The 22,848-nt window shown below is 66.7% G+C and carries 20 protein-coding genes; 4 read left to right on the forward strand and 16 right to left on the reverse strand.

Features of this window, described 5'->3' with window-relative positions; genetic code table 11:
* Position 1 precedes the first annotated feature (1 nt).
* From flgK to JQ639_RS21095, 11 genes are all read right to left on the reverse strand, one after another.
* Entirely contained in the window at positions 2-1,792 is a 1,791-nt protein-coding gene (gene flgK / locus JQ639_RS21045) for a flagellar hook-associated protein FlgK (RefSeq protein ID WP_211968212.1), read from the reverse strand.
* Between the two features lie 35 nt (positions 1,793-1,827).
* Positions 1,828-2,286, reverse strand: coding sequence for a flagellar protein FlgN (locus JQ639_RS21050; protein WP_249123365.1), 459 nt, complete (start codon positions 2,284-2,286; stop codon positions 1,828-1,830).
* Positions 2,287-2,309: 23 nt separating this feature from the next.
* Positions 2,310-2,561: a hypothetical protein gene (locus tag JQ639_RS21055; RefSeq protein ID WP_211968213.1), complete on the reverse strand. Its 252-nt coding sequence runs from the start codon at positions 2,559-2,561 to the stop codon at positions 2,310-2,312.
* A gap of 3 nt (positions 2,562-2,564) precedes the next feature.
* A complete protein-coding gene (flgE, locus tag JQ639_RS21060) occupies positions 2,565-3,854 on the reverse strand; it encodes a flagellar hook protein FlgE (RefSeq protein WP_211968214.1) in 1,290 nt (429 codons plus the stop codon).
* A 22-nt stretch (positions 3,855-3,876) separates the two neighbouring features.
* Entirely contained in the window at positions 3,877-4,545 is a 669-nt protein-coding gene (locus JQ639_RS21065; protein WP_211968215.1) for a flagellar hook assembly protein FlgD, read from the reverse strand.
* Positions 4,546-4,821: 276 nt separating this feature from the next.
* The gene (locus JQ639_RS21070; protein WP_211968216.1) at positions 4,822-5,328 is read right to left on the reverse strand and encodes a periplasmic heavy metal sensor; all 507 of its coding nucleotides are present in this window, start codon (positions 5,326-5,328) and stop codon (positions 4,822-4,824) included.
* Between the two features lie 10 nt (positions 5,329-5,338).
* Positions 5,339-5,833, reverse strand: a complete 495-nt coding sequence (locus JQ639_RS35710; protein WP_349644592.1) for a hypothetical protein — start codon at positions 5,831-5,833, stop codon at positions 5,339-5,341.
* A gap of 176 nt (positions 5,834-6,009) precedes the next feature.
* Entirely contained in the window at positions 6,010-6,426 is a 417-nt protein-coding gene (gene fliS, locus JQ639_RS21080; protein ID WP_211968217.1) for a flagellar export chaperone FliS, read from the reverse strand.
* Positions 6,426-8,141 (reverse strand): flagellar filament capping protein FliD, encoded by a 1,716-nt coding sequence (gene fliD, locus JQ639_RS21085; RefSeq protein ID WP_211968218.1) that lies wholly within the window; start codon positions 8,139-8,141, stop codon positions 6,426-6,428. The genes fliS and fliD overlap by 1 nt, the downstream gene beginning before the upstream one ends.
* A gap of 67 nt (positions 8,142-8,208) precedes the next feature.
* Positions 8,209-9,033: a flagellin gene (locus JQ639_RS21090; protein ID WP_211968219.1), complete on the reverse strand. Its 825-nt coding sequence runs from the start codon at positions 9,031-9,033 to the stop codon at positions 8,209-8,211.
* 142 nt (positions 9,034-9,175) lie between these two features.
* Positions 9,176-9,856, reverse strand: a complete 681-nt coding sequence (locus JQ639_RS21095; RefSeq protein WP_211968220.1) for an RNA polymerase sigma factor — start codon at positions 9,854-9,856, stop codon at positions 9,176-9,178.
* A 517-nt stretch (positions 9,857-10,373) separates the two neighbouring features.
* On the opposite strand from JQ639_RS21095, the gene JQ639_RS21100 reads away from it, so the two are divergent.
* From JQ639_RS21100 to JQ639_RS21110, 3 genes are all read left to right on the forward strand, one after another.
* Positions 10,374-12,914 carry an HAD family hydrolase gene (locus JQ639_RS21100; RefSeq protein ID WP_249123366.1) on the forward strand — a complete coding sequence of 847 codons (2,541 nt, stop codon included), beginning with the start codon at positions 10,374-10,376 and terminating at the stop codon, positions 12,912-12,914.
* 108 nt (positions 12,915-13,022) lie between these two features.
* On the forward strand, positions 13,023-14,375 hold the full coding sequence (locus JQ639_RS21105; protein WP_211968221.1) for a hypothetical protein: 1,353 nt from the start codon (positions 13,023-13,025) through the stop codon (positions 14,373-14,375).
* A gap of 31 nt (positions 14,376-14,406) precedes the next feature.
* Positions 14,407-15,183: a formyltransferase family protein gene (locus JQ639_RS21110; RefSeq protein WP_211968222.1), complete on the forward strand. Its 777-nt coding sequence runs from the start codon at positions 14,407-14,409 to the stop codon at positions 15,181-15,183.
* Positions 15,184-15,186: 3 nt separating this feature from the next.
* Here JQ639_RS21110 and JQ639_RS21115 read toward each other — a convergent pair whose 3' ends face one another.
* The 5 genes from JQ639_RS21115 to JQ639_RS21135 are packed head-to-tail and all read right to left on the reverse strand — an operon-like array spanning position 15,187 to position 21,158.
* A complete protein-coding gene (locus JQ639_RS21115) occupies positions 15,187-16,809 on the reverse strand; it encodes an ABC transporter ATP-binding protein (protein ID WP_211968223.1) in 1,623 nt (540 codons plus the stop codon).
* 7 nt (positions 16,810-16,816) lie between these two features.
* Entirely contained in the window at positions 16,817-17,650 is an 834-nt protein-coding gene (locus tag JQ639_RS21120) for an ABC transporter permease (protein ID WP_211968224.1), read from the reverse strand.
* Between the two features lie 2 nt (positions 17,651-17,652).
* Positions 17,653-18,630, reverse strand: a complete 978-nt coding sequence (locus tag JQ639_RS21125; protein WP_211968225.1) for an ABC transporter permease — start codon at positions 18,628-18,630, stop codon at positions 17,653-17,655.
* 24 nt (positions 18,631-18,654) lie between these two features.
* Positions 18,655-20,271, reverse strand: coding sequence for an ABC transporter substrate-binding protein (locus JQ639_RS21130; protein ID WP_211968226.1), 1,617 nt, complete (start codon positions 20,269-20,271; stop codon positions 18,655-18,657).
* A 41-nt stretch (positions 20,272-20,312) separates the two neighbouring features.
* Positions 20,313-21,158: a VOC family protein gene (locus JQ639_RS21135; protein WP_211968227.1), complete on the reverse strand. Its 846-nt coding sequence runs from the start codon at positions 21,156-21,158 to the stop codon at positions 20,313-20,315.
* Positions 21,159-21,388: 230 nt separating this feature from the next.
* On the opposite strand from JQ639_RS21135, the gene JQ639_RS21140 reads away from it, so the two are divergent.
* Complete coding sequence (locus JQ639_RS21140) at positions 21,389-22,834, forward strand: NAD(P)-binding domain-containing protein (protein ID WP_211968228.1); 1,446 nt, start codon at positions 21,389-21,391, stop codon at positions 22,832-22,834.
* Positions 22,835-22,848: the final 14 nt, after the last annotated feature.

Consider the following 22,848-nt stretch of genomic DNA (forward strand, 5'->3'; position numbering starts at 1 on the left):
CTCACGCCGCCGCCGCCTGCACCGAACTCATCAGCGCCGAGAACATCTGATTGATCACCTGCAACAGCTCGGCGGACGCCGTATACTGGTTCTGCAGGGTGCTCAACCGCGCCGTTTCCTGATCGAGATTGACGCCCGACTCCGACGACATCGACGACTTGAACGCCGACTGCATGCTCTGCTGGCTGGTATAATTGGACGACGCCTGCGACGCCTGGCTTGCGACGCTGGCGACGATGTCGGCGGCATAGCTCGCAAACGAGGTGGTGGTGGCGCCAAGGCCGGCCACCGACGAGAACGACGTCGAACCGGTCAGCGCGCTGGAGAGATTGTTGGCGACCGTGGCCGACCCGGACGACAGCACCTGGCTGCCGACGCTCGGCGACGCCGACGAACTCAGCGTCGCCGTGGCGAGCAGCCCGGGATTGGCGGCGATGTCGCTGCGCACCGCGAGATTGGACGCGCCGGTTCCGGTCAGCAGGTCGTTGAGACCGAAGTAGTCCGAAAGGCCCTCGCCGGCGCCGATCGAGCTCGTCATTTCGTTGATGGCGACGCCGTCGCCGCTGGCCGCCGTGCTGAGCAAGAGATGGCCATTGCTGATCGATGCCGAGACACCCGATGTCGATGTCGTGCCGTTGATGGCGCTGACGAGATCGCCGACGGTCGGCGGCGATCCGGAGACCGTCGCGAGATTGAGGTCGTAGGAGGAGACGAGATTGCCGGCGCTGGTCGCGACCGCGAGACGCACCGTGCCGGTGAGCGGCGACAGCGGCGTCGAGGCGCTGACGGTAGCGGTGCCGGTCAGCGTTGCCGGCGGCGGCACGGACGTGCCGGCGTTATGGACGGCGTTGACCGAACTCTGCAGCGAGGTCGCGAGCTGGTCGAGCTGCGCCTGTGCGCCCGGCAGCACGTTGTCGCGCAGGTTGATCAACGCGCCGATCGAGCCGGACTTGATCTGCGAGGTGATGTCCTGGCCGTTCAGCATGATGCCGCCGAAGCCGCTCGGCGGCGTCGTGCTGTAGGTCGTGCCCGCCGTGACCGAGGCGGCCGGCGTATAGCTCAGCGTGTGCGCGGCTGTGTCCACCAGCGCTTGCCCCGACGCCGTGTAGACCTGGAGGCTGCCGTTGGACGCGGTGAAGTAGCTGACGTCCATCTTGGACGCGACGTCCTGCAGCGCGGCGTTGCGCTGGTCGACGAGATTGGCGGTCGACTGTCCCGTCGCCTGGAGCTGGACGATCTGGGTGTTCAGATTGGCGATGGTCTGCAGTTGCTGGTTGACGTCCTTCACGGCGGTGCCGATGTCCTGATCGGCATTGCCGCGCAGGGTCTGGATGCCGTTCGACGTCTGGTTGAGCTGCGAGGTCACCGTCTGCAGCGCCGCCACCACGGCAGCCTGCTGGGCCGCGCTGCCGGGATCGTTGGCAAGCGACGACAGCGCCGTTTCCAGCGACGCCAGCGAATTACCGAGCGAGGTGCCCGAGCTGTTGGCGCTGCCGGTGCTGCCGTAAAGCTGCTGCAACTGGTTGAGATAGGTATTGAGGGTATTGGCGCCGCCGACTGTGGACGCCGCGCCGACCAGCGACTTCATCAGCAGCTTGTCCACGGTGCCGGTGATGCCGGTAATGGTCACGCCGGCGCCGACGCCGCCGGTCACGGTCGGCGCCTGGTTGGCGGTCTCCTCGGTATAGCCCGTGGTATCGGCGTTGGCGATGTTCGACGACGCCACCGTCATCTGCACCTGGGTCGCCATCAGCGAGCTGTAGGCGATGTAACTGGCGCTGTTGATCGACATCGCTCGACTCCCGACTTACAAGCCGATCGCGGCCCTCAGGCGCGAATGTTGGTTCCGATCGACGCCGCGCGGCTGCCGAGACGCCCCGACGCGGTGTAGGGATTGGCATCCGACACCTGCTCGCGGATCGCCGACATCACCGTCTCGATGCGGCGGCGGCTGGCCTCGATCGCGCCGCGCAGCTGCACGATATTTTCGTCCATCGCGTCCTTGAGGCAGGCGAGTCGTTCGGCGAAGCGAGCGCGCAATCGTTCGTCGCCGGTCTGCACGCTGATCTTCTTGGCGGAGATCTCCGCGACCCAGACCTCGAACGACTCGGCGAGTTCGGTCTTGCGCGCGATCTGCTTCGACCGCGACGCCGGCTGGCCCTGCGCGAGCCAGGCATTCTCCTCACCCACCACCGCGATCAACTCGTCGATCAGCGTGATCAGGTATTCGATGCGGACGTTGGCGTCCTTGCCGATCATCGACGGCAGACTGAGCGCGCGGTTCATGCTGTGGCCTCCTCAACGTTTGTCTAGCGCCGGATGAGCGCAGCGCACCTGTTGTACGCGGTGGCGGCGGTGACCCGGCGGGTCGATGCCTTCATTTCGTTCTCGACCGCCTGCAGGCCAGCCTGCAGCGCCTCGATCTCGGCGCGCAGCTCGGCGATGAGCACCAGCGCCAGCCGGCGGTCTTCCCTGTCGGGAGCGAAACGCCGGGCCCGCGCGACGCTCCGGCGCACTCGCCGAAACAACTGGTCGTCGTGTCGCGACGCCGGGCGGGCCACGGCTTACCTCAGGCTCGAGATCAGGGTGTCGAACATCTTGTTGACCGCGGTGATGACCTGCGCCGAGGCCGAGTAGGCCTGCTGGGCCGACATCATCACGCTGAACTGGCCGTTGGTGTCCGTGGTGCTCGACTCCAGCTCGCTGCCATAGACCGTGCCCGCGCCGTTGGTGCCGGAGGCCTGCAGCGTCGCGTTGCCGGAGCCCACCGTCGACTCGTAGAGGCCGTTGCTCTGCGCGGCGAGCTGGTCCGGCGCCATGAACGTCGCGACCGGGATCTTGTAGATCGGCACGGTCTGGCCGTTGGAGTAGGTCGCGTTGACCACGCCGTTGGAGCCGATCGATACGCTGCTGAGTTTGCCGAAGGCGAGACCGTTGGAATTGACGCCGGTGATGCTGATCGCCGGCGTGGTCTGCCCCGAAGCATACTGGGTCAGGCCATTGGTGCCGCCGGCGGTGCCGAGGTTGAGCGCGATGGAGCTGTTCGCCGCACCGGTGGTCCAGCTGCCGATGCCGAGCGTCACCGGGCTCGTCGTGCTCGGCGCGCTGCCGTTGATGGTCTTCAGCGAGCCGTCGCTGTTGAATACCACGGTAAGCGGCGAGCCGCTGCTGATGGTGCCGGTCTGCTGCGACGGATTGTTGGTCGCGGTCGGATTGCCGAACGACGCGGTCCAGGTATCTGTGGCGGTCGCGCTCTTGGTCCAGGTCACCTGGATGGTGGAGGAGTTGCCGAGGGAATCATACACCGACATCGAGCTGGTGAAGCTGCCGCCCGCGGTCGCGTCCGCCGGCAGGTTGAGCGCCATGGTCGTCTCGGTGGTCGCCGCGCCGCTGACCGCGGCAATCTCCGTGTTGATCGGCTGCAGCGTGCCGCCGGCCGAGACATTGCCCGACGAGTCCGTCGGCCAGCCCATCAGGTAGCTGCCGTTGTTTTCGAGATAGCCGGCATTGTCGACAGTGAAGGCGCCGTTGCGGGTATAGGATGTGGTGCCGCTGCCCGACGGGCTGCTGTTGACGACGAAGAAGCCCTGGCCCTGGATCGCGACGTTGGTCGCCGTGGTGGTGGTGGCGAGCAGGCCCTGCTGGGCAATGTTGGCGAAGCCGTATACGGAGACGCCGCCGGACGAATACTCCTTCGCGCTCGAGGAGTTGGTGACCATGTCCTCGAACATGCCGTTGGTCGTCTTGTAGCCCGTGGTCGAAGCATTGGCGAGGTTGTCGGACACCATCGCCAGCGCTTGGCTCTGGGAATTCAGGCCCGAGATCGCCGACGTCATTGCACCGGTAAGACTCATCTGCGTTACTCCACTCTTGCACTCAGGACGTAACGCCGACGATGTTGTTCACGCTCACGGTCGAGCCGCCGATGTTGAGCATCGTGGTGCCTGAGGAACTGTCGACGCTGGACACCTTGCCGGTGACGGTGGTGTAGCCGTAGACCGAGTTGCCGTTGTTGTCGGTCGCGGTAACGGTCAGCTTGTAGCTGCCGCTGGTGAGCTGCTTGCCGGAGCTGTCCTGGCCGTTCCAGGTGAACGAGTTCATGCCGGATGCGGTCGGCCCCGAGCCGGACCACACCACGTTGCCCGACGAGTCCTGCACGGTGAGCGACACGCTTTTCGCCGCCGATGTCAGCGAGTAGCCGTACGTCGCAGTGCCATCCTGCAGTGACGTGGTGTCACCCTTGGCGATGACGTCGTGGCCGATATAGTTGACCGAGTTCATCGTCAGCAGGCTGTTCAGCGATGTCAGCATCGAGCCGAGCTGGCTGTCGAGCTGCTGTGTCGCGTCGAAGGTCGCGTACTGGCTCATCTGGTTGATGAAGTCGGTGGTGCTCGTCGGATCAAGCGGATCCTGGTTCTGCAGCTCGCCGACCAGCAGCGACAGGAAGCTGCTGGTGGTCATGCCGCTGGATGCGTTCGCGACGCTGGCGGCTGTGGCAGTGGACGAGGTGGTCGGCACCGTCGCGGCGGTGGACGAGACGCTCATGGGAAACTCCGGCCGTATGGTCCCGCAGACGGCGCCGCCATGGCAAAGGCGCGAGGGACTGAAATCCGTTCAGGGATGAAACGGACGAGGCCGGAAAATCAGGCTGTGTTTTTGCGCCATCCGGCGCGACTCGAAAAATGCAAAAAACCCGCGCCAAACGGGCATTTCTTGAACACACGGGGTAGGAAAAAATGGCCTATCGGAGCGGCAAGATTTGCCGCCGCGCAGCCGCTCGCGCGCGCGCGCGAACCGACCGCGGAACGTGCGTCGACAACCTCAGCGGGGACGATCGGGACGGTCGAAGAACGCGCCGTGCCCGTGCTGGCGGATCGCCGCCAGCTGATGGCGATCATCAGGCGACAGCAGCGCAATGGCGCGCGCGATTTCCTGGTCCGCGAGCACGCGGTCGCGCTCGCGTGCCACACGGGAGTCCTGCAGCGCGCGCACATAGGCGTCGGCGTCGAACGGCTCGGCCTGCAGCAGGGACATCTGACGATCGCGCAGGGCGCGTCCCTCCCTGGCGTGCGTCTCGAAACGACGGCGGATGGCGTCGAATGCGGTCTGCATGACCTTGGCGCCGTCGGAACTGAGCCGCTCGTGAATCTGATCGTTGAAATGATCGGGCGGTGGCGGCGGCGGCCGCAGCGAACGGCCCCCGAGCAGCCAGCCAGCCAGAAACAGATTGGCGCCGAGCGACACCAGCAGCACGATCGGCAGCCAGCTCGATCGTTGCCAGCGGCCAGCGGGTATCTCCGGCTCCAGCGCCATCAGGTCAGACCGCAAGTCATGTCAATCAGTCGAATGCGTGCGCCAGGTCGATGAGGTGAGCGACATAACCGGTCAGATCCACCTGGTCGGTTTCGGCTTCCTCAGGATGGGTCAGCAGGCCGAACATCAACCCGACGACAAAGCAGAGCGGCAGCAGCACGGCCGCCCGTGACCGGTATGTTATCGGCAGCGGCAGTCGCCAGCGAGACCGCGGAACCGGTCTTTCGGTGTTTTCAACAGCCACTTTCCTGTCGGCGGGCGGCGCCGGGGCGGCGGTGGGGGCCGGCGATTCGGTCGCCATCCGGCCTGCCTCGGCCAGAATGCGCCCTGCGAGACCGGCCGGGGCACGCAGCTTCGGAGCGGCGAGCGCCTCGCGCAACGCTTTGGCCTCTTCGAGCAAATCACGGGCTGCGGCGGAGTCGGCCAGCAACGCCTCCGCTGCGCTGCGCTGGGGATCAGGCCAGCGCGATACGTCCTCTCCGAGGCGGTCCAGCCAGTCCTCGAACTCGTCAAGATTCATCGCCGACAGGTCCCCGACCGGAACCGCGCCCCCCGCGGTCCGGCCACTGCCGGAATAAGCAAGCAATGTGCCGAAGTTTCAAGCCGAAAATCGACAGTGCGGGCCAATCCATGACGGCGGCGGCGCGCCTCCCCGGGGACTGCCTGGGGTCTCCGGCGGGTTCAGCCCTGCGGCTGTCACGCCCGGTTCGAGCGCGGCGACGATCCCGCCGTCTGCGCGGCGACGGATTTCCAGGCGTCGCGCAGTTCGGTGAGCGCCTTGATCAGCTTCTGGTAGAGCCGCCCGGCATCCGGCCGGCCGTAGGCACGGTGGCTCGCCACGATGATCGAGTTGTAGGTCTTGAACAGCCGCTCGGCGAGCGCGCCACCCTTCTGCATGTTGAGATGATGGCTCAGCCCGCGCAGGATCGCGGTCGCCTTCATCAGATGGGCATGGCCTTCCTCGAAACGGCCGGCCTCGGAGGCCTCGACCGCGCGCTTGAGAAACATGATGACGCCGTCAAACAGCATCACGACCGCGGTCAGCGGCGCGACCGTGACGGCGGCGCCGCGATAAGCCTGATTGGCGCGATAAGCATTGAGATTCTGGGTCATTAAGAACTCTGGGACTGGGCGTTCATGAGGGCTTGCAGGTAGTTCAGCGTGGTCGTCGATTGCGCGATCGCAGCCTGGTACTGCGCATACTGGCTTTGCAGCTGGGTCTGGTAGATCGAGGCCTGCGCCTGAATGTCGGTGATCTGCTGCTGCATCGTGCCATCCTGGCTCTGCAAATTGGTCACGAGATCCTGCAGAGACCCGGACAGCGGATCGGAATTGGTGCTCGATATGCTGTCGAGCAGGCCGGCAATGCCCGGCGTGGTGGTGACGCTGATCGACTGCGACGTCGTGCCGGAATAGGCGAACGCCATGCCGGCATAGGGCGTGCCCGGATTGCCGAGGATGGTGTTGCCGCTCACCGAGAACATCGTGCTGTCGCCATTGACCGACACCGATTGCAGGTTGCCCGAGCTGTCGACGGCGAGATCGAGCCTGAACGAACCCGGCGCCGTCGAGCTGCTGGCGATGGTGGTGAGCTGGCTCGACGAGGAGGTCGCCTGCGCCGCGAGCAGTTGCTCGACGCCCTGCAGGTTGCTGCTGAGTGTGCTCGTCAACGTGCTGGTATTGAGGCTGAGCTGGTTGGTGTTGGTGAACGACAGCCCGAGATCGCTGAGCGACAGTCCGCCGACCGTAGTGTTGATGGCATCCTGCAACTGATTCATGATGTCGTTCATCGTGCTGTCACCGAACAGCACCGAACTCGACGACGCGGTGCCATCCGCGTTGGTCGCCTGCTGGCTGGCCACATAGCTCTGGAAGTTGTTGTAGGCGGTCACCAGCGACTGCAGGGCGGTGGAGATCTGGCTGTCATCGACGCCGATGTTGACATTCAGCGTCGTGCCGGCCGTGGTCGGCGCCAACAGATTGAAGGTCACGCCGTTCAGCACGTCGGTCACGTCGTTGGTGTTGCGCGTCAGCGTGATGCCATCGAGGGTGAAGATCGCCGACTGCGCCTTCTCGAGTTGATCGGTGAAATTGCCGCTGGTGTCGGTCACCCCGAGCTTGTTGAGGATGTTGTCGCCGGACACGCTGCTGGTGGCGATATTGACGCCGTCCTTTGTGCCACTCAGCACCAGCTCATACTGGCTGCCGGAGACCTGGACGATCGACGCCTGGACGTTGGTGGTCGACGTCTGGGCATTGATCGCCGAAGCGACGTCCTGCAAGGACATGCCCGAGGTGACGGTGATCGCAGCGCTGGCGCCGCCCGACAGGCCGACCGAAAATACGCCATTGTAGCCAAGCCCTGTGGTCGCGCTCGACTGTGCCGCGCCGGCGACCTGCTGCGCCTGGGCGAGCTGGCTGATGGTCAACGCGTAGCTGCCGGTCGGCGCCCCGTTGTTCAGCGACATGTTGAGGTTCGAACTCGCGTTCGCCGTCCCGGTCGAGCCGATGGTCGCGGTGCGCGCGCTGAAGATGCTCGACGACAGCGAGGTGGTGTTCGAGCTGGGCAGCGATTGCGCGGCCGTCGACAGGCTGGCGAGCAGTGACTGCAACTGCTGGTAGGCCGAAATTCTCGCCTGGTTCGCCGTGACGCTGGTCTGGATCCTCGTCGCCGGCGCCAGCATGGCGTTGACTTCGGACTGGATCAGCGCGTTCCAGTCGACACCCGAAGGGTTGGTCGAAGCGGAGCTGGTGGTGCTCGTCGTCGTCGAAGACGTCGACGACGTGGTCGGCGTCGTCGTGGTCGAGGTGGCACCGCTGACGGTCATCGGCGAGATCCTCAGACAACAGATGACGGGCCGGCTGCAAGCAGCCGGCCCACCGGGAGATCAGGAGTTAGCCGAGCAGCTTCAGCAGGTACTGCGGCATCTGGTTGGCCGCGGTTTCAGCCGACACCGCAGCCTGGGTCTTCACTTCGGCCGAGGACAGCGTGGCTTCCTCCGAAGCGACGTCGACGTCGGTGATGGCCGAGTTGGCGGCCTGCAGGTTCTGGGTCTGGGTCGAGATGTCGTTGGCGCTGAAGTTGAACCGCGATTCCAGCGCACCGATGTTGGCGCGGGCGGCCGACACGGTGCCGATCGCAGTGGTCAGCGCGGTCAGCGCCGATGTCGCACCCGACTGGGTGCTGACATCAAGCGACGACACGCCGAGCGTCGAGGCAGTCAGGCTCGACAGGGTGATCGTGATGGTGTCGGAGGCGGTGGCGCCGACGAGCACGGCGATGCCCGAAGCGAATGAGCTGGTGCCGTCGAGGAGGCTCTGGCCGCTGTAGCTGGTGCCGCTCGCGATCGAATTGATTTCGCTCGAGAGCTGCGAGAATTCCGAGTTGATGTAGGAACGGCTCGAGTCGGTGACGGTGCCCGACGACGATTCCGAGGCCAGCGACTTCATGCGGGCGAGAATGTTGGAGATGTTGGAGGCGCCGCCATCGGCGGTCTGCAGGATCGAGGTGGCCTGCGACGCGTTGGTGGCGGCCTGCTGCAGCGCCGTCACGTCGGACGAAATGCTGGTCGAGATCGCAAGACCCGCCGCGTCGTCGGACGCCTGGGTGATGCGCGAACCACTCGACAGCTTGGAGAGCGCGCTGCTTTCCTGGGACGAATTCAGGTTGAGGTACATGACGGCGGAATTTGCTGCCGTATTCGTCGAAATGACGGGCATTGATGTGCTCCTTGCTATCGAACGGCAGCCGCTGCCGAATCGTTGAAACGAAATCTCCGGCGCGGGTCATCCCTCGCCCACGCCGTAAAACGGGGCCGATGGAGTCACCGGGCGGACTATCCGCCGGACGCTCGATTTATGGTTAGGATTCGGTAAACACGTGACGGATGTCGCGCTCGTGCCGGCGCAGGATCGCCTTGAGCTGCTGCCGCCCGCGCTTGAGCAGCGACTCGACCGCCGCCACAGTGGTCTGCATGACTTCGGCGATCTCGCCGTTGCTCATGTCCTCGTGGTACGAGAAAATCACCGCGATGCGCTGATGCTCCGGCAGCTGCTGCATTGCCTGCTCGAGGAGATCGGTGACTTCCTCGCGCTGCATGGTGCTCGCGGCGTCCGGCCGCGTGTCGGCGGGCTCCGGCACCGCGTCGACATCGTCGGTGCGCGGCTGGCGGCGCAGGTCGATGCAGCGGTTGGTGATGACGCGATAGAGCCAGGTCGAGAACTTGGCCCGGCCCTGCAGCCAGCGGCCGCGATGGGTCCAGACCTTCAGCATGGTGTCCTGGACCACATCCTCCGCATCGGCGCGGCTGCCGACGATGCGCAGCGCGATGCTGAAGGCGCGATCGATGTGGCGCTCGACCAGCATGCGGAACGCGGTCTCGTCGTTGGCGGCGAGACGATCGAGCAGTTCCTCATCCTCGTCACGAACCTGGGGTGCCGCCGACGCGATGCTTGGAACGTTGGCGGCCTCGCGAACGCGCGTCTCCATGGCAGGTACGGTGTCCACTTCGATCGCGGACCAGATATCGAGCGCAACAGCCATCACAATCTCCCGCCCGGCCGTGGTGGCAGCACACGCGCCACACGGTCCCTCACTGCTTGAACGGGGACAACGAACAAACCAGGCGCAGTTTTTTTATTATTTTTCAGATACTTAGTGGGAAAATACTGCCCACCGACGGGCAAAAAATGCCGTACCGCACGGCGACCGCCGCGCGGCCCCCGCAGCAAGCCGGCGATGGCGAGAAGGATCCCGGCGGACGCAGGAAGCGTGGCGCGCCAAGAGGTTGGCCTGCGCAGGCCGCCCTCTTCGCGAACACTCCAGGTCCGGTTCATTGCCATCGACCCCATCGCGGCAGCCAATTGGTAAACGACTGTTAAGCTTTCGAATCATGCACTTAGCCTCACGATTCTGCGGCAAGACGCCGCAGTTAAGATATGTTTAAGTTGTTGCGGCATGTTTCATTTGATGTCCCGGACCGCCGCAAAATCACACGCGCGGAGTGCGCCTGATTTCTTCGCCTGCATCGTTCATGTTTCAGAACCTTGCGGGGCACTTCATGACCGACTTCGATCACGGCGTTACGCGCGCACCCGGGCGCGCGGCGATTGCCGTCTGCTCATTCGACGTGTTCGACACCTTCCTACTGCGGCGCTGCACCGATCCCAACGGAGTGTTCGAGCGCGCCTACGAACTGTCGCCGGCCAGCCGCAGCCATCCCCATGCGATGGCCAGCTACGTCCAGCACCGCATCCAGGCCGAGGGGCGCGCACGCAAGACCGCCATGCAGGAGCGCGGCACAGTCGAGGTGCACATCGACGAGATCTACGCCTGTTTTCCATTCCGCCTGTTCGGCCTCGACAAGTCGGCGCGCGAAGAACTGGTCGCGGCCGAGTTCGCTGCGGAGATCGATCTGTGCCGGGTCAATCATGACATCCTGCGGCTCTACCGCGACGCCCAGCGCAAGGGCCAGCGTGTCGGCTTCATCTCCGACACCTACTGGAGCGCCACCCAGCTCGGCCACCTGCTGACGGCCTGCTGCCCGGATCTGCGCTGGGACTTCCTCTACGCATCCAGCGCCCACGGCGCCGGCAAGAGCGACAAGCTGTTCGCGCGCTACCTTGCCGGCGAGCGCATCGATCCCGCGAGTGCCCTGCATATCGGCGACAACGACAGGGCCGACATCAAGGGTGCCCGCGACCACGGCATCAGGGCACGCTACTATCCGCAGGCCAGCGCCGTGTTCGCCGCCCAGTTGCAGCGCGAAAGCGCTGTTTACGAGCTGCTGTGCAGCACGCCCGCCTCCCGCCTCGACGATGGTGCGCGGACGTTGCGCCGCGTGGTGGCGACACAGACCCCGGAACGTTCGGCGGCCTTTACGCTCGGTGTCAGCAGCCTCGGCCCGGTGATGACCGCCTTCGACGCGTTCGTCGCCGACCGCGCCGAGCGGCTGCGCGCCGGCGGCGCGAATGCGGCCGTGGCGTTCCTCGGCCGCGACGGTTTCCTGTCGCATCGCATCTGGCAGGCCATCCATGGCGACACCGCCGCCTATGTCGAGATCAACCGCCGCGTCAGCCTGGTCGGATCGGCCGCCACGCCGGCTCCGCTGATCGACCTGATCCGCAAAATCACCCGCATCGACGCCACGACCTTCGGCGACATCATCAAGGTGCTGCCGCCCGCGGCGGTCGCGTTCTTCGCCCAGTTTCCGGACGGCATCGCCAGCGGCGCCGCGCTCGCCGAAGCGCTGCCGCGCCTGATCTCACCCGATCAGATCGCCGACGTCGCCGCCGCCTTGCGCAAGGCACTGCTGGTCTACCTGCGCCGGACCATCCCCGACTTCGATGCCTGCACCGACCTCGTGCTCGCCGATCTCGGCTACTCCGGCAGCGTCCAGAAATCGCTGCGGCAGATCTTCGATCTCGAGGGCATCCCGGTCCGGATCCACGGCGTCTACCTGCTGCCCCTCGACGACGCGTTCGACGATATCGCCGACGACGACACTGCCACGGGGCTGATATCCGACCTCGTGGTGACGCCCCACGTCAAGCGCATGATCGTGCGCAATGTCGCGCTGCTCGAACAGCTGTGCTCCGCCGCCGGCGGCTCGGTGCGCGACTATCGCGACGGCGAGGTGCTGCGGGAGATCAACCCGCGTCCGCACAGCCAGCTGGCGCTCGCCGCCGAAGCGCAGGACGGCGCCCTCACCTTCGTGGCCCGCGCCATCGAACTCGGTCCGCAGTACGATCTCGCCCCGTTCGGCGTCACCGACACGGCGGCGCGCTGGAGCGCGGCGACGCTCGCTCGCCTTCTGCTGCTGCCCAACGACGACGAACTCGTGCTGCTCGGTCCGCTGCAGCACGACGTCAATCTCGGCACCCGGGCGCTGGCGCCGATGGTCGACAGCGACATGATCCGCAACCTGATCATCGCCCGCGGACTGCAGGTCGCCTGCGTCGCACCCGCCCCGCCGATGTGGCCGGCCGGCAGCTTCGCCACGCTGTCGCCCTCCCATGGCTACCTCTACATGCTGTTCGGCGCCAATCTCCTGCCGCCCAACGTCTTCGGCGAAGCCAGGTGCGGCTCCCTGCAGATCGGCCTGTTCGGCGCCGATGGCGAGGCCACCATGCAGACCATCTCGTGCTACCGCACCGGCCTTGGCGACATTCGCCTGCGCATTCCTGTCTCGCGCAAGATGAAGGTGGCGATGATCGCGGTGCCGCTCGGTCGCATCGCGGCGAGCGGCCTGCTGTACGGCGTCACGGCGCAAGCCGGCGCGACGATCAAGGACGCAACGCTGAATCCCGACGTCGTCAGCGTACCTGAGAGCAGGCTCGCCGTGACCGGCCTCGAGCGGACCGGCCGCCACTATCAGGCGAGCGACGCCGACGGCTGCCTGCTGATCACCCTCGACCCGGCTCAGGCGCCAATCTCGATCTACAGCGTCGCCATTGGCGCGCTCGACAACGACCGCGTGCTCGCCCTGCACGAGGCCGATACGGGCGACGAGGAGCTCGCCGCCCTGCTGCAGCCGCCAGTGAAGGCCACGCCTCCTGGCGCGGCTGCGAATCACGTCCGCGCGCGGGTGGCGCAGCACTAGCGCGGCGTCAAATCGAAAATCTCTGCCGCGCGGCATTTCCTGCCGCCTGATTGCGCGCGCCCGTCCGTTGAATGCTGCAACGGCAGCAGATGCACGACGCGGACGGACATGACGCAGGTTTCGGATTTTTCGCTCGATCGCTTGGACACGCTGCTCCACTCCCATCACGTCAAGCTCGGTGAACGCCAGCGCGGCCGCCTGCACTGGCTGGCGACGCGGCTCGGCGCTCCCGTGATATGGGAAGGACCCGAGAGCCACATCGCTGGCAGCGGCCTTGTCGTGGTGCTGGAGCCCCCGACGGGCCCGCGCGCGGAGCTGTTCTTTCGTACCCTCGACGATCGCAGCGTCGTGGTCATTCCGTTCGGCGAGAATCCAGCGTTCGACTTTCTCAAGTCCAAGCTGATCGACTTCGGCACCATCGGCGCCGCCGGCAGCGAAGGTCCGCACGAACTGTGGTGGGGCGGCATGAACTGGGGCGCGATCGCCCATCATGACGTGCGCGCGCCGCTGCCGCGGGTGGAATCCTGCTATGCGCGCGCGCTCGGCGCCGACCACATCACCCATCTGGCGCGCTCGCTCACGGCGCTCGAACTCGACTTCGACATCACCCCGCGCGACGACGCCCCCGCCGGCCCCCTCCACGGCCGCGACAAGGCCGACTTCATTCTGCAGATGTGGGAGACGCACGATCAGCCGATCCTGTGGGTCGACGCCGATGCCATGCTGCTGGAGCCGCCGCACCTGCCGGCGGCCATCGACGGCGACTTCGCCGTCCACAAGTGGAACCGGTGGGAGATGTCGACGCGGGTCCTCTATTTCGGCCGATCCGCCGCCGCCGAGGCGCTGCTGCGCACCTGGCGCGATTTCAGCCACGCCTACCCCGGCGTCTGGGACGGCCACGCCCTCGACCAGGCCTGGAGCGTGGTATCGTCGCAGCGTGCGCTCGACACCGTGTGGCTGCCGCGCAGCTATCATACGATGCAGGGTGACCAGGGCACGCGCCCGGTGATCCTGCACAAACGCGAGACCACCACGGCAAGCCTTGGCCCCGACGGCGGCTACCCCAAGGCGCTGCGCACCGCGCGCCGCGCCTGCCGCACCGGCCCGCCGGAATCGCTGATCGTCATCACCGCGCCGGAAGCGACCATCCAGCCGGTGACCGTGATCCTGCGCGACACCCAGTCCGCCGGCGCCCGCACGGTGGCCGCGAGCGTCGAGGCTGTGGCAGATGCCTTCGCCGGTGATCCCGCGGGCTTCAGCCATCTCGAGCTGTCGCTGTGCCCCTGGCAGGACGACGTCAAGACGGCGACCGCCGTCGCGACCTCCGCCCGGCACCGCATCCTGGAGCTCGCACCGACTGACCCGATCGACGGCGACCTGTTTCGCACGCTGGCCGCGACATCCGGATCGTCGCTGCGCCAGAACATCGTGCCGCTGCGGCGTCCGCGTTCCCCCGCATAATCCCTTTCACCGTTCCAAGAGCGATCGCGCCATGTTCGACACCATCATCCTGCTCACCGGCCTGCCCCAGCAGCAGGTGGCGCTCGCGGCGCTGCTGCGCGAGCACAACCCGCATGTCGACATCCACGGCGCCGTGAGCCTCGACGACCTCCTGGCGATCGCCCCGGCGACGCTGCGCCGTGCCCGCCTGGTCGCCTTCACCACCGGGGTCATCGTGCCGCCGCAGGTGCTGAACGCGATTGGATATGGCGCCTACAACTTCCATCCGGGCTCACCGGCCTATCCCGGCTGGGCGCCGGCGCACTTCGCGCTCGCCGATCGCGCCACGACCTTCGGCGCCACCGCCCATGTCATGGAAGCGCGGGTCGACTGCGGCGCCATCATCGGCGTGGAGACGTTCGCCATTCCCGACGGCATCGCCGTCGCCGAACTTGAGAAGACCGCGTTCGTTCGTCTCGCCTATCTGTTCTGGCGGATGTCGAAGGAGCTCGCCACCCATCCGGCGCTGCTGCCGCCGCTGCCGATCGCCTGGAGCGCGTCCAAGAGCACCAAGGACAGCTACCGTGCAGCCTGCGCCATCCCGGCCGATATCTCCGCCGAGGAGCTGGCGCTGCGCGTTCGCGCCTTCCGGGACGACTTTCGCGGCGTACCGCTGACGATCACCCTGCACGGCCTGCGCTTTGAACTCGCCGCCGATCCCGCAGCGCCGATGCCGCAGGCCTGCGCCGTGACCGAGCGTCCAGCCGCCGCGATCGTCACCGCACCGCCGACCGCCCCGGAGGCGCCGGCCTGCGCGACGTCGGCGTAAACCTCAAGCCGGCACCGCGGCGCGCCCCAGGCTGAATTCCCGCCCTGGGATCGAGGCGAGCAGCGCCCTTGTATAAGCATGGTGCGGGTGGCCGAACACCCGCGCCACCGGCCCGCTCTCCACCACCTCGCCGTCCTTCATCACCGCGACGAGATCGCAGATCTGCGCCGCGACGCGCAGGTCGTGGGTGATGAACACCATCGAGAGGCCGAGCCGTGCCCGCAGGTCCGCGAGCAGCGTCAGCACCTGCGCCTGTACCGAGACGTCGAGCGCAGACACCGGCTCATCCGCCACCAGCACCTTGGGCCGGAGCGCGAGCGCGCGCGCAAGGCCGATGCGCTGGCGCTGGCCGCCGGAGAATTCGTGCGGATGACGATCGACGGCGGCGGGATCAAGCCCGATCAGGCCGAACAGCTCGCGCGCCAGGGCGAACGCCTCCGCGCGCGGCATGCCATGCACGATCGGTCCCTGCGCCACCAGCTCGCCGGCGGTGCGCCGCGGGTTGAGCGAGGCGAACGGGTCCTGGAACACCATCTGGATGTTGCGGCTCTCCCCACGCATCGCCGCGCGGTCGAGACAGGCGAGATCCTTGCCGTCGAGCACGATGGCGCCGCCGTCAGGATCGATCAGCCGCAGCAGGCAGCGCGCCAGCGTCGACTTGCCCGAACCGGACTCGCCGACGATGCCGAGGGTGGCACCACGGGGCAGCGCCAGCGACACGTCCTTTACCGCATGGGTGACACGGGCGCCGCGGCCGAAAAAGCCGCCGGTGCGATAGGTCTTCGACACATGATCGATGGCAAGGATCGCGTCCTCCGCCAGCTTGCGCGGCGGCGGCGCGGTGAGGCGCGGCACCGCGGCGATCAACTGGCGCGTATAGGGATGCTGCGGCCTCTCGAGCACCTCATCGGCCGCGCCCTGCTCGGCGATGCGCCCCTGCTGCATCACCACGACGCGGTCGGCGATCTCGGCGACAACCCCGAAATCGTGGGTGATGAACAGCACCGCCGTGCCCTTGCGCCGCTGCAGATCCCGGATCAGCTCCAGGATCTGCGCTTGCGTGGTGACGTCGAGCGCGGTGGTCGGCTCATCGGCGATCAGCAGCCGGGGATCGAGCGCCAGCGCCATGGCGATCATGGCGCGCTGGCGCTGGCCGCCGGACAGCTCGTGCGGATAGGCTTTGGCGGCCCGCGCCGGGTCCGGGATGCGGACCTCTTCCAGCAACTCCAGCACCCGGGCGCGAATCGCCGCCCGCGACAGGCCGGTGTGGATGGAGAACATCTCGCCGATCTGGTCGCCGATGCTGCGCAGCGGATTGAGCGCGGTCATTGGCTCCTGGAAGATCATGGCGATGCCGGCGCCGCGCACCTTGCGCATCGCCGCCTCGTCGAGCGCGGCGAGATCGCGCCCTTCGAACAGCACCTTGCCGCCGGTGATCGCAACACCGCCGGGCAGGAGGCGCATCACCGCATTCGCCGTCATCGACTTGCCCGAGGCGGATTCGCCGACGACACAGACGATCTCGCCAGCGTTGACGGCGAACGACACGTCGTCGATGGCGAACGGACGATCGGCGCCGCGCGGCAGGCTGACGCTGAGATGATCGAGGGTCAGGATCGCAGTCATCGGTCCGTCAGCCCCGGCCTTTGAGTCGTGGATTGAAGGCGTCGTTGAGGCCCTGGCCGACCAGCGACACCGCCAGCACCGTCACCAGGATGGCGACGCCGGGAATCGCGGCGACATACCACTGCACGCGCAGCACGTCGCGACCGAGGCCGATCAGGTTGCCCCACGACGCCACATTGGGATCGGACAGCTTGAGGAACGCCAGCGCGCTCTCCAGCAGGATCGAGACCGCCATCACGACGCTGGCATAGACGACGATCGGCGGCAGCGCATTGGGCAGGATCTCGCGGAAGATCAGCCCGACGTCGCGCACGCCGAGCGTCTTCGCCGCCTGGACGAATTCGCGGTTGCGCAATGACAGGAACTCGGCGCGCGTCAGCCGCGCCGGGGCCGGCCACGACACCATGCCGATGGCGATGGTGACCGTGGTGAGTTTGGAGCCGAACACCGCCACCAGCACCAGCAGGAAGATGAAGTTGGGCAGCGTCTGGAAGGCCTCGGTGATGCGCATCAGCACGGTGTCGACCCGGCCGCCATAAAACCCGGCGATGGCACCGATCACGACACCGATGGCGACCGCGACCAGGGTCGCGACCAGGCCGATGAGCAGCGAGATGCGCGCGCCATAGAAGATCTGCGCAGCGATGTCGCGGCCGGAGTTATCGGTGCCGAGCCAGAACCGCGGATTCTCGAACGGCCACACCAGCGGCCGGCCGGCCAGCGACAGCGGATCACGCGGGAACAGGATGCCCGCGCTCAGCGCCATGACGACGACGACGAGCAGCAGCAACAGGCCGATCACCGCCGGCGGGCTGCGGAAATAATGACGCAGTGCCTGCATGGTCACACCCCCGAGGTGATGCGCGGATCGAGCCGCGCATAGAGCAGGTCGACCAGGAAGTTCACCGCGATCACCAGCAGAGCCGAGATGAAGACGATGCCGAGCAGGGTGTTGAGATCGCGCTGGATCACCGATTCGTAGGCGAGCCGGCCGAGCCCGGGCAGCGAGAACACGCTTTCCACGACCACCGAGCCGCCGAGCATGGTGCCGGCCTGCAGGCCGATCAGCGTCACCATCGGCAGCAGCGCGTTGCGCAGCACATGGCGCGAGATCACCCGCGTCTCGTCCAGCCCCTTGGCGCGGGCGGTGCGCACGAAATCGAGGTTCAGCACCTCCAGCATCGAGGCGCGCATGATGCGGAGGTAGATGGCGAGGAAGATGAAGCCGAGCGTCAGCGTCGGCAACAGCAGGTGGCGGGCGATGTCGAGCGTGCGCCAGAGGCCGGTCCGCACCATGGTGATGTCCTCGAACCCGCCTGGCGGCAGCCACTGCAGATAGATCGAGAACACCACGATAATCATCAGCCCCAGCCAGAATGACGGCGTGGCGTAGAAGATCAGCCCGAGCGTCGAGATCAGGGTATCCGGCCACTTGTTGACCGAGCGGGCGGCAACGACGCCGAGCACGAGGCCGGCGAAGAACGCCAGCGACAGCGACGCCCCCATGAGGAGCAGCGTGACCGGCAGCCGCTCGACGATCACCGTCGACACCGGCTTGCCGTAGATCGAGGAGAAGCCGAGATCGAACCGCACCAGCCGCCACAGATAGTCGAGCAGGCGCGCCGGGATCGACAGATCGAGACCATAGAAATGGCGGAGCTCGCGCGCGGTGGCAGCGTCGCCGCCGCCCATCTGGGCCATCATCGCGTCGACGGTGTCGCCGGGCGCGAACTGCAGCAGCAGGAAGATCCCGATCAGGATCAGGAACACGGTCGGGATCGAGGCGGCGAGCCGCCGCCCCGCGAGGGTCAGGATGCGCATGGCGTCAGGTTAACGGATCGGCCGTCACTCCGCGAGCCACAGATCGTGCCAGGTCGAGGAGCCCCAGCGCGGCGTGTTGGAGTGATTGCGCGCCTTGGTCGAGATCACGCTGAGGAACAACTGCTCGATCGGCGTCCAGATCGGCAGCTCGGCATTGGCGCGGCGGACGAAGTCGCCATACAGCGCCTTGCGCTTGTCGACATCGACCTCGGTCGCGGCATCGTCGATGATCTTGTCGATCACCGGATCGGTCCAGCCCCACTGGTTGGTCCACGGCGCGCCCTTGGGCTGGCCGGAGCGGTACCACACCGTGGTCGAGACCGCCGGATCGTTGCGGTACTGATGCCAGCCGGACGCCAGATCGAAAGCGTGATCGTCATAGACCTGCTTGAGGAAGCCACCGCCGTCGTTGCGCACGATCTCGACCTTGATGCCGACCTCCGACAGCGACTGCTGGATGAAGGTGGCGAACAGCGAGATGTCCTCGCCCCACGGCGCAGGCAGGAGCCGCAGCGAGAAGCGTTCGCCGCCGGCGCCGGCCTTGAAGCCGGCCTCGTCCAGCAGCTTGATCGCGCGCGCCTTGTCGTAGGGATACTGCGGGCCGTTGTCTGCGGGGAAGAAGTCCTTCGACACCGACGGGATCGGGCCGACGCCGAGCTTGGCGAAGTCGCCAAGGAAGTTCTCGATGAAGAACGGGATGTTGATGGCGTGGGCGATGGCCTGGCGCACGCGCAGGTCGGCGAGCTCCTTGCGGCGGAAATTGAACTCGATGGTGTTGGTGCGCGGGTTGCCCTCGTTGCCCTTGGTCGAGACGATGAAGCGCTTGTCCTTGCCGAGACGGCTGAGATCCGAGATCGTCAGGCTGGAGAACGGGCTGTAGTGCAGCTGGCCGGCCTCGAGCTGGGCCGCGGCGGCCGAGCGGTCGGTGATCACGCGCCAGATGATACGATCGAGATAGGGCCCCTCGCCGCGCCAGTAGTTGGGATTGCGTTCGGCGATGATGTGCTGGCCGCGCTCGTACTGCACGAACTTGAAGGGGCCAGTGCCGACCGGGGCGAGGTTCACCGGGTTGGCGCGGATGTCGCCGCTCTCGTAGAGGTGCTTCGCCGAGATGTAGCCGAGGTCCGGCAGCGCCCGCAGCAGCAGGTTGAGCGGCATCGGCCGCTCGTAGCGGAAGATCGCGGTGTGCGGATCGGGCGTGTCGACGGCGGTCAGGAACAGCTGAAGTGTCGAGCCATAGTTGAGGATCTTCTTCCACATCTCCAGCGCGGTGAAGGCGACGTCGGCGGACGTGAACGGCTTGCCGTCGTGCCAGGTAACGCCCTTGCGCAGCTTGAAGGTGATGGTCTTGCCGTCCTTCGACGATTCCCAGCTCTCCGCCAGCACACCGACAGTGTGACCATTGGCGTCGAGATCGACCAGCGATTCCTGGATCTTGCCGCCGATGATGTAGACGCCGGTGGAGGCCTGCAGGCTGGGGTTCAGCTGCCGCTGCTCAGCATTGTAGTGCACGGTGAACACGCCGCCCTTGCGTGGCGTCTCCTGCGCGAACGCGCGCCACGGAAACGCGACATTGGCGGCGATCGCGGCCGACGTCATCAGCGCGGCGCGGCGGGTCAGTTCAAAACGGTCGGAACTCATTGTTGTCCTCTGCTGACGGGACGTCGGGCGCGACGCGCCGCTTACGCCTTGACGAAATGAAGAATGGCGCCATTCGCGGCGGACGCCGGCACGCTGACGCCGTCACCATGGACGACCGCACCGGGGATGGCGCGGGCCTTGGCGAGATCATCGGTCGCGATGACGATAGCGACGGCGCCGCCGGCCGGCGCGCCCTGGCGCACGCCATCGGGATAGCGCTGCGCGAATGCCGTGGCGTCATAGAACAGGAAATCGGCCCGACTGCCGCCGGAGGCGACACGCACGCCGTCGGCGGTTTCGGTCGCACTCTGGTCGATCAAGCGACCGAGCTGCGCGGCGGCGTCCTGCGGCTTGCCGGTCAGCACCTCCACCCGCACCAGCCCCCTGGCGCCGTTGGCATGAGTCTTCAATTCCGGAATCCACACCGCCTCGGGGGTGAGATGCTGGCAGGCGAAGATGCGCACGCCGCCGGGCGCCGTATCGGCCGGCCAGCGGAAGATGTTGAACCTGGCCTCGCTCTTGCCGCCGTTCGGCAGATCCACCGGCCGGCCGAAATGCACCGGGCCGTCGGCGGCGATGCCGCGGGCCTGAACTTCGGCGACGCCGGCCGCCGCATCGTCGGTGGTGAAGGCAGTCCGTTCGATGCCTTCGCCCGCTTTCAGAAACTGCAGCGTGGCCTGGTTGTGCGGCGTCTCGTTGAGAATGCCGAGCAGCTCGAGATAGTCGTCACCGAACACGATGGTGTAGTTGCCCGAACCAAGATGAGCCGAATGCGTGCCGCGCGGCGACACCGTGAAGCCGAGCTTCTTCCACGCCGCACCGGCGGCATCGAGGTCGCGAACGGCCACGACCACGTGGTCGAGCCCGATGAGGTGTTTGAGCGGCATGCGTCGTCCTTCCAAAATCCTGTCGCGCGTCCGGTGGAGATGGGCCCGCCTCCGAAGCGCCGGGGGCGGCGCGCGGTTCCCCAACCTTGGATATTTTTACTCCGCAAAACAAGATATGCCCGGCCGATAAGTTAACCGTTCTATCAGTTGCCGCGCCACTGGCATTTTCTTCTATGTCGTCGCTGATCGCCCTCATTGAGGTGTGTACCGCGGAATGTTAGATCGCGCCTATGGATCAGACTTCAGCGCACCATCATGATGCCGCGGTCGCCCGCGATCTCGCCTGTCTCGGCCTGCCGCCAGACAACTGGCCTGCGGCCGCGACGGGACCGGACGGCACGCCGGTACTGGACGTGCTGATCGTCGGCGCCGGCATGAACGGCATCGCCGCCGCCGGCAGCCTGCTGTTTCGCGGCGTGCGCAACATCGCGGTGATCGACCGCGCCGATCCCGGCCGCGAAGGCCCGTGGCTGACCTACGCCCGCATGGGCACGCTGCGCTCGCCCAAGACGCTGCCGGGACCTGCGCTCGGCATCCCGTCGCTGACCTACCGCGCCTGGCACGAGGCGCGCTTCGGCACCGCCGACTGGGAGCGTCTCTACAAGATCCCGAACGAGCTGTGGGCCGCCTATCTCACCTGGCTGCAGCGCGTGCTGTCGCTGCCGGTCCGCCATCGCACATCTCTTGTGGCGCTGACGCCAGCGGGACGCCATCTGCGCGCCCGGCTCGACGCCGCAGGTGAGGCGCAGGAACTGATCGCGCGGCGTGTGATCCTCGCGACCGGCCGCGGCGGCACCGGCGGTGACGCCTGGCCGGCGTTCGTCGACCGCGACCTGGCGCCTCAATTCGCCGCCCACACCAATGACCCCATCGATTTCGAGCGGCTGCGCGGCAAATCCATCGCCATCATCGGCGGCGGCGCGTCGGGCTGGGACAATGCCGCCACCGCGCTCGAACAAGGCGCGGCCCGCGTCGACATGTATGTCCGCCGCAAGGTGCTGCCCCAGGTCAACAAGGGCCGCGGCACGGCTTTCCCGGGCTTCCTGCAGGGCTGGTCGGCGCTGCCCGACGCCGAGCGCTGGCGCTACATGGCCTACTTCAACGACGTGCAGTCGCCGGTGCCGCATGAGACCGTGCATCGCACGCTGGCGCAGCCGGACTTCCACATCCATCTCGGCTGTCCCGTGCGTGCGGTCGCGCGCGACGGCGATGGCGTCGCGGTGACGCTCGCCGGCGAGGCCGCGCCGCGGCGGCACGACTTCGCCATCGTCGCGACCGGCTTCAACGTCGATACGCGGGCGATCCCCGAGCTCGCGGCCTTCGCCGGAGACATCGCCACCTGGGGTGATCGTTACGCGCCGCCGGCGGAGCTCGCGCGCGACGACCTCGCCCGCTTTCCCTATCTCGGTGCCGGCTTCGAGCTGACCGAGCGCGTCGCCGGCTGCAACCCGGCACTCGCGCATATCCATCTCGTCAATCATGGCGCGACGCTGAGCCACACCGCGATCGCCAGCGACATTCCCGGCGTCAACATCGCCGCCGAACGCGTCTCCGGCGCGATCAGCGCGTCGTTGTTCTGCGAAGACGCCGAAGCGATTCGCCGGCGCGTCGAGGCGTTCGACGAGCCGGAGCTCCAGGGCACGCCGTTCTACATGCCGCCGGACGAGCGCGACTAGTTTCAAGCCGTCGA

Origin of the sequence: Bradyrhizobium sp. U87765 SZCCT0048, assembly GCF_018131225.1 — a bacterium.
Taxonomy (GTDB): Bacteria; Pseudomonadota; Alphaproteobacteria; order Rhizobiales; family Xanthobacteraceae; genus Bradyrhizobium_A.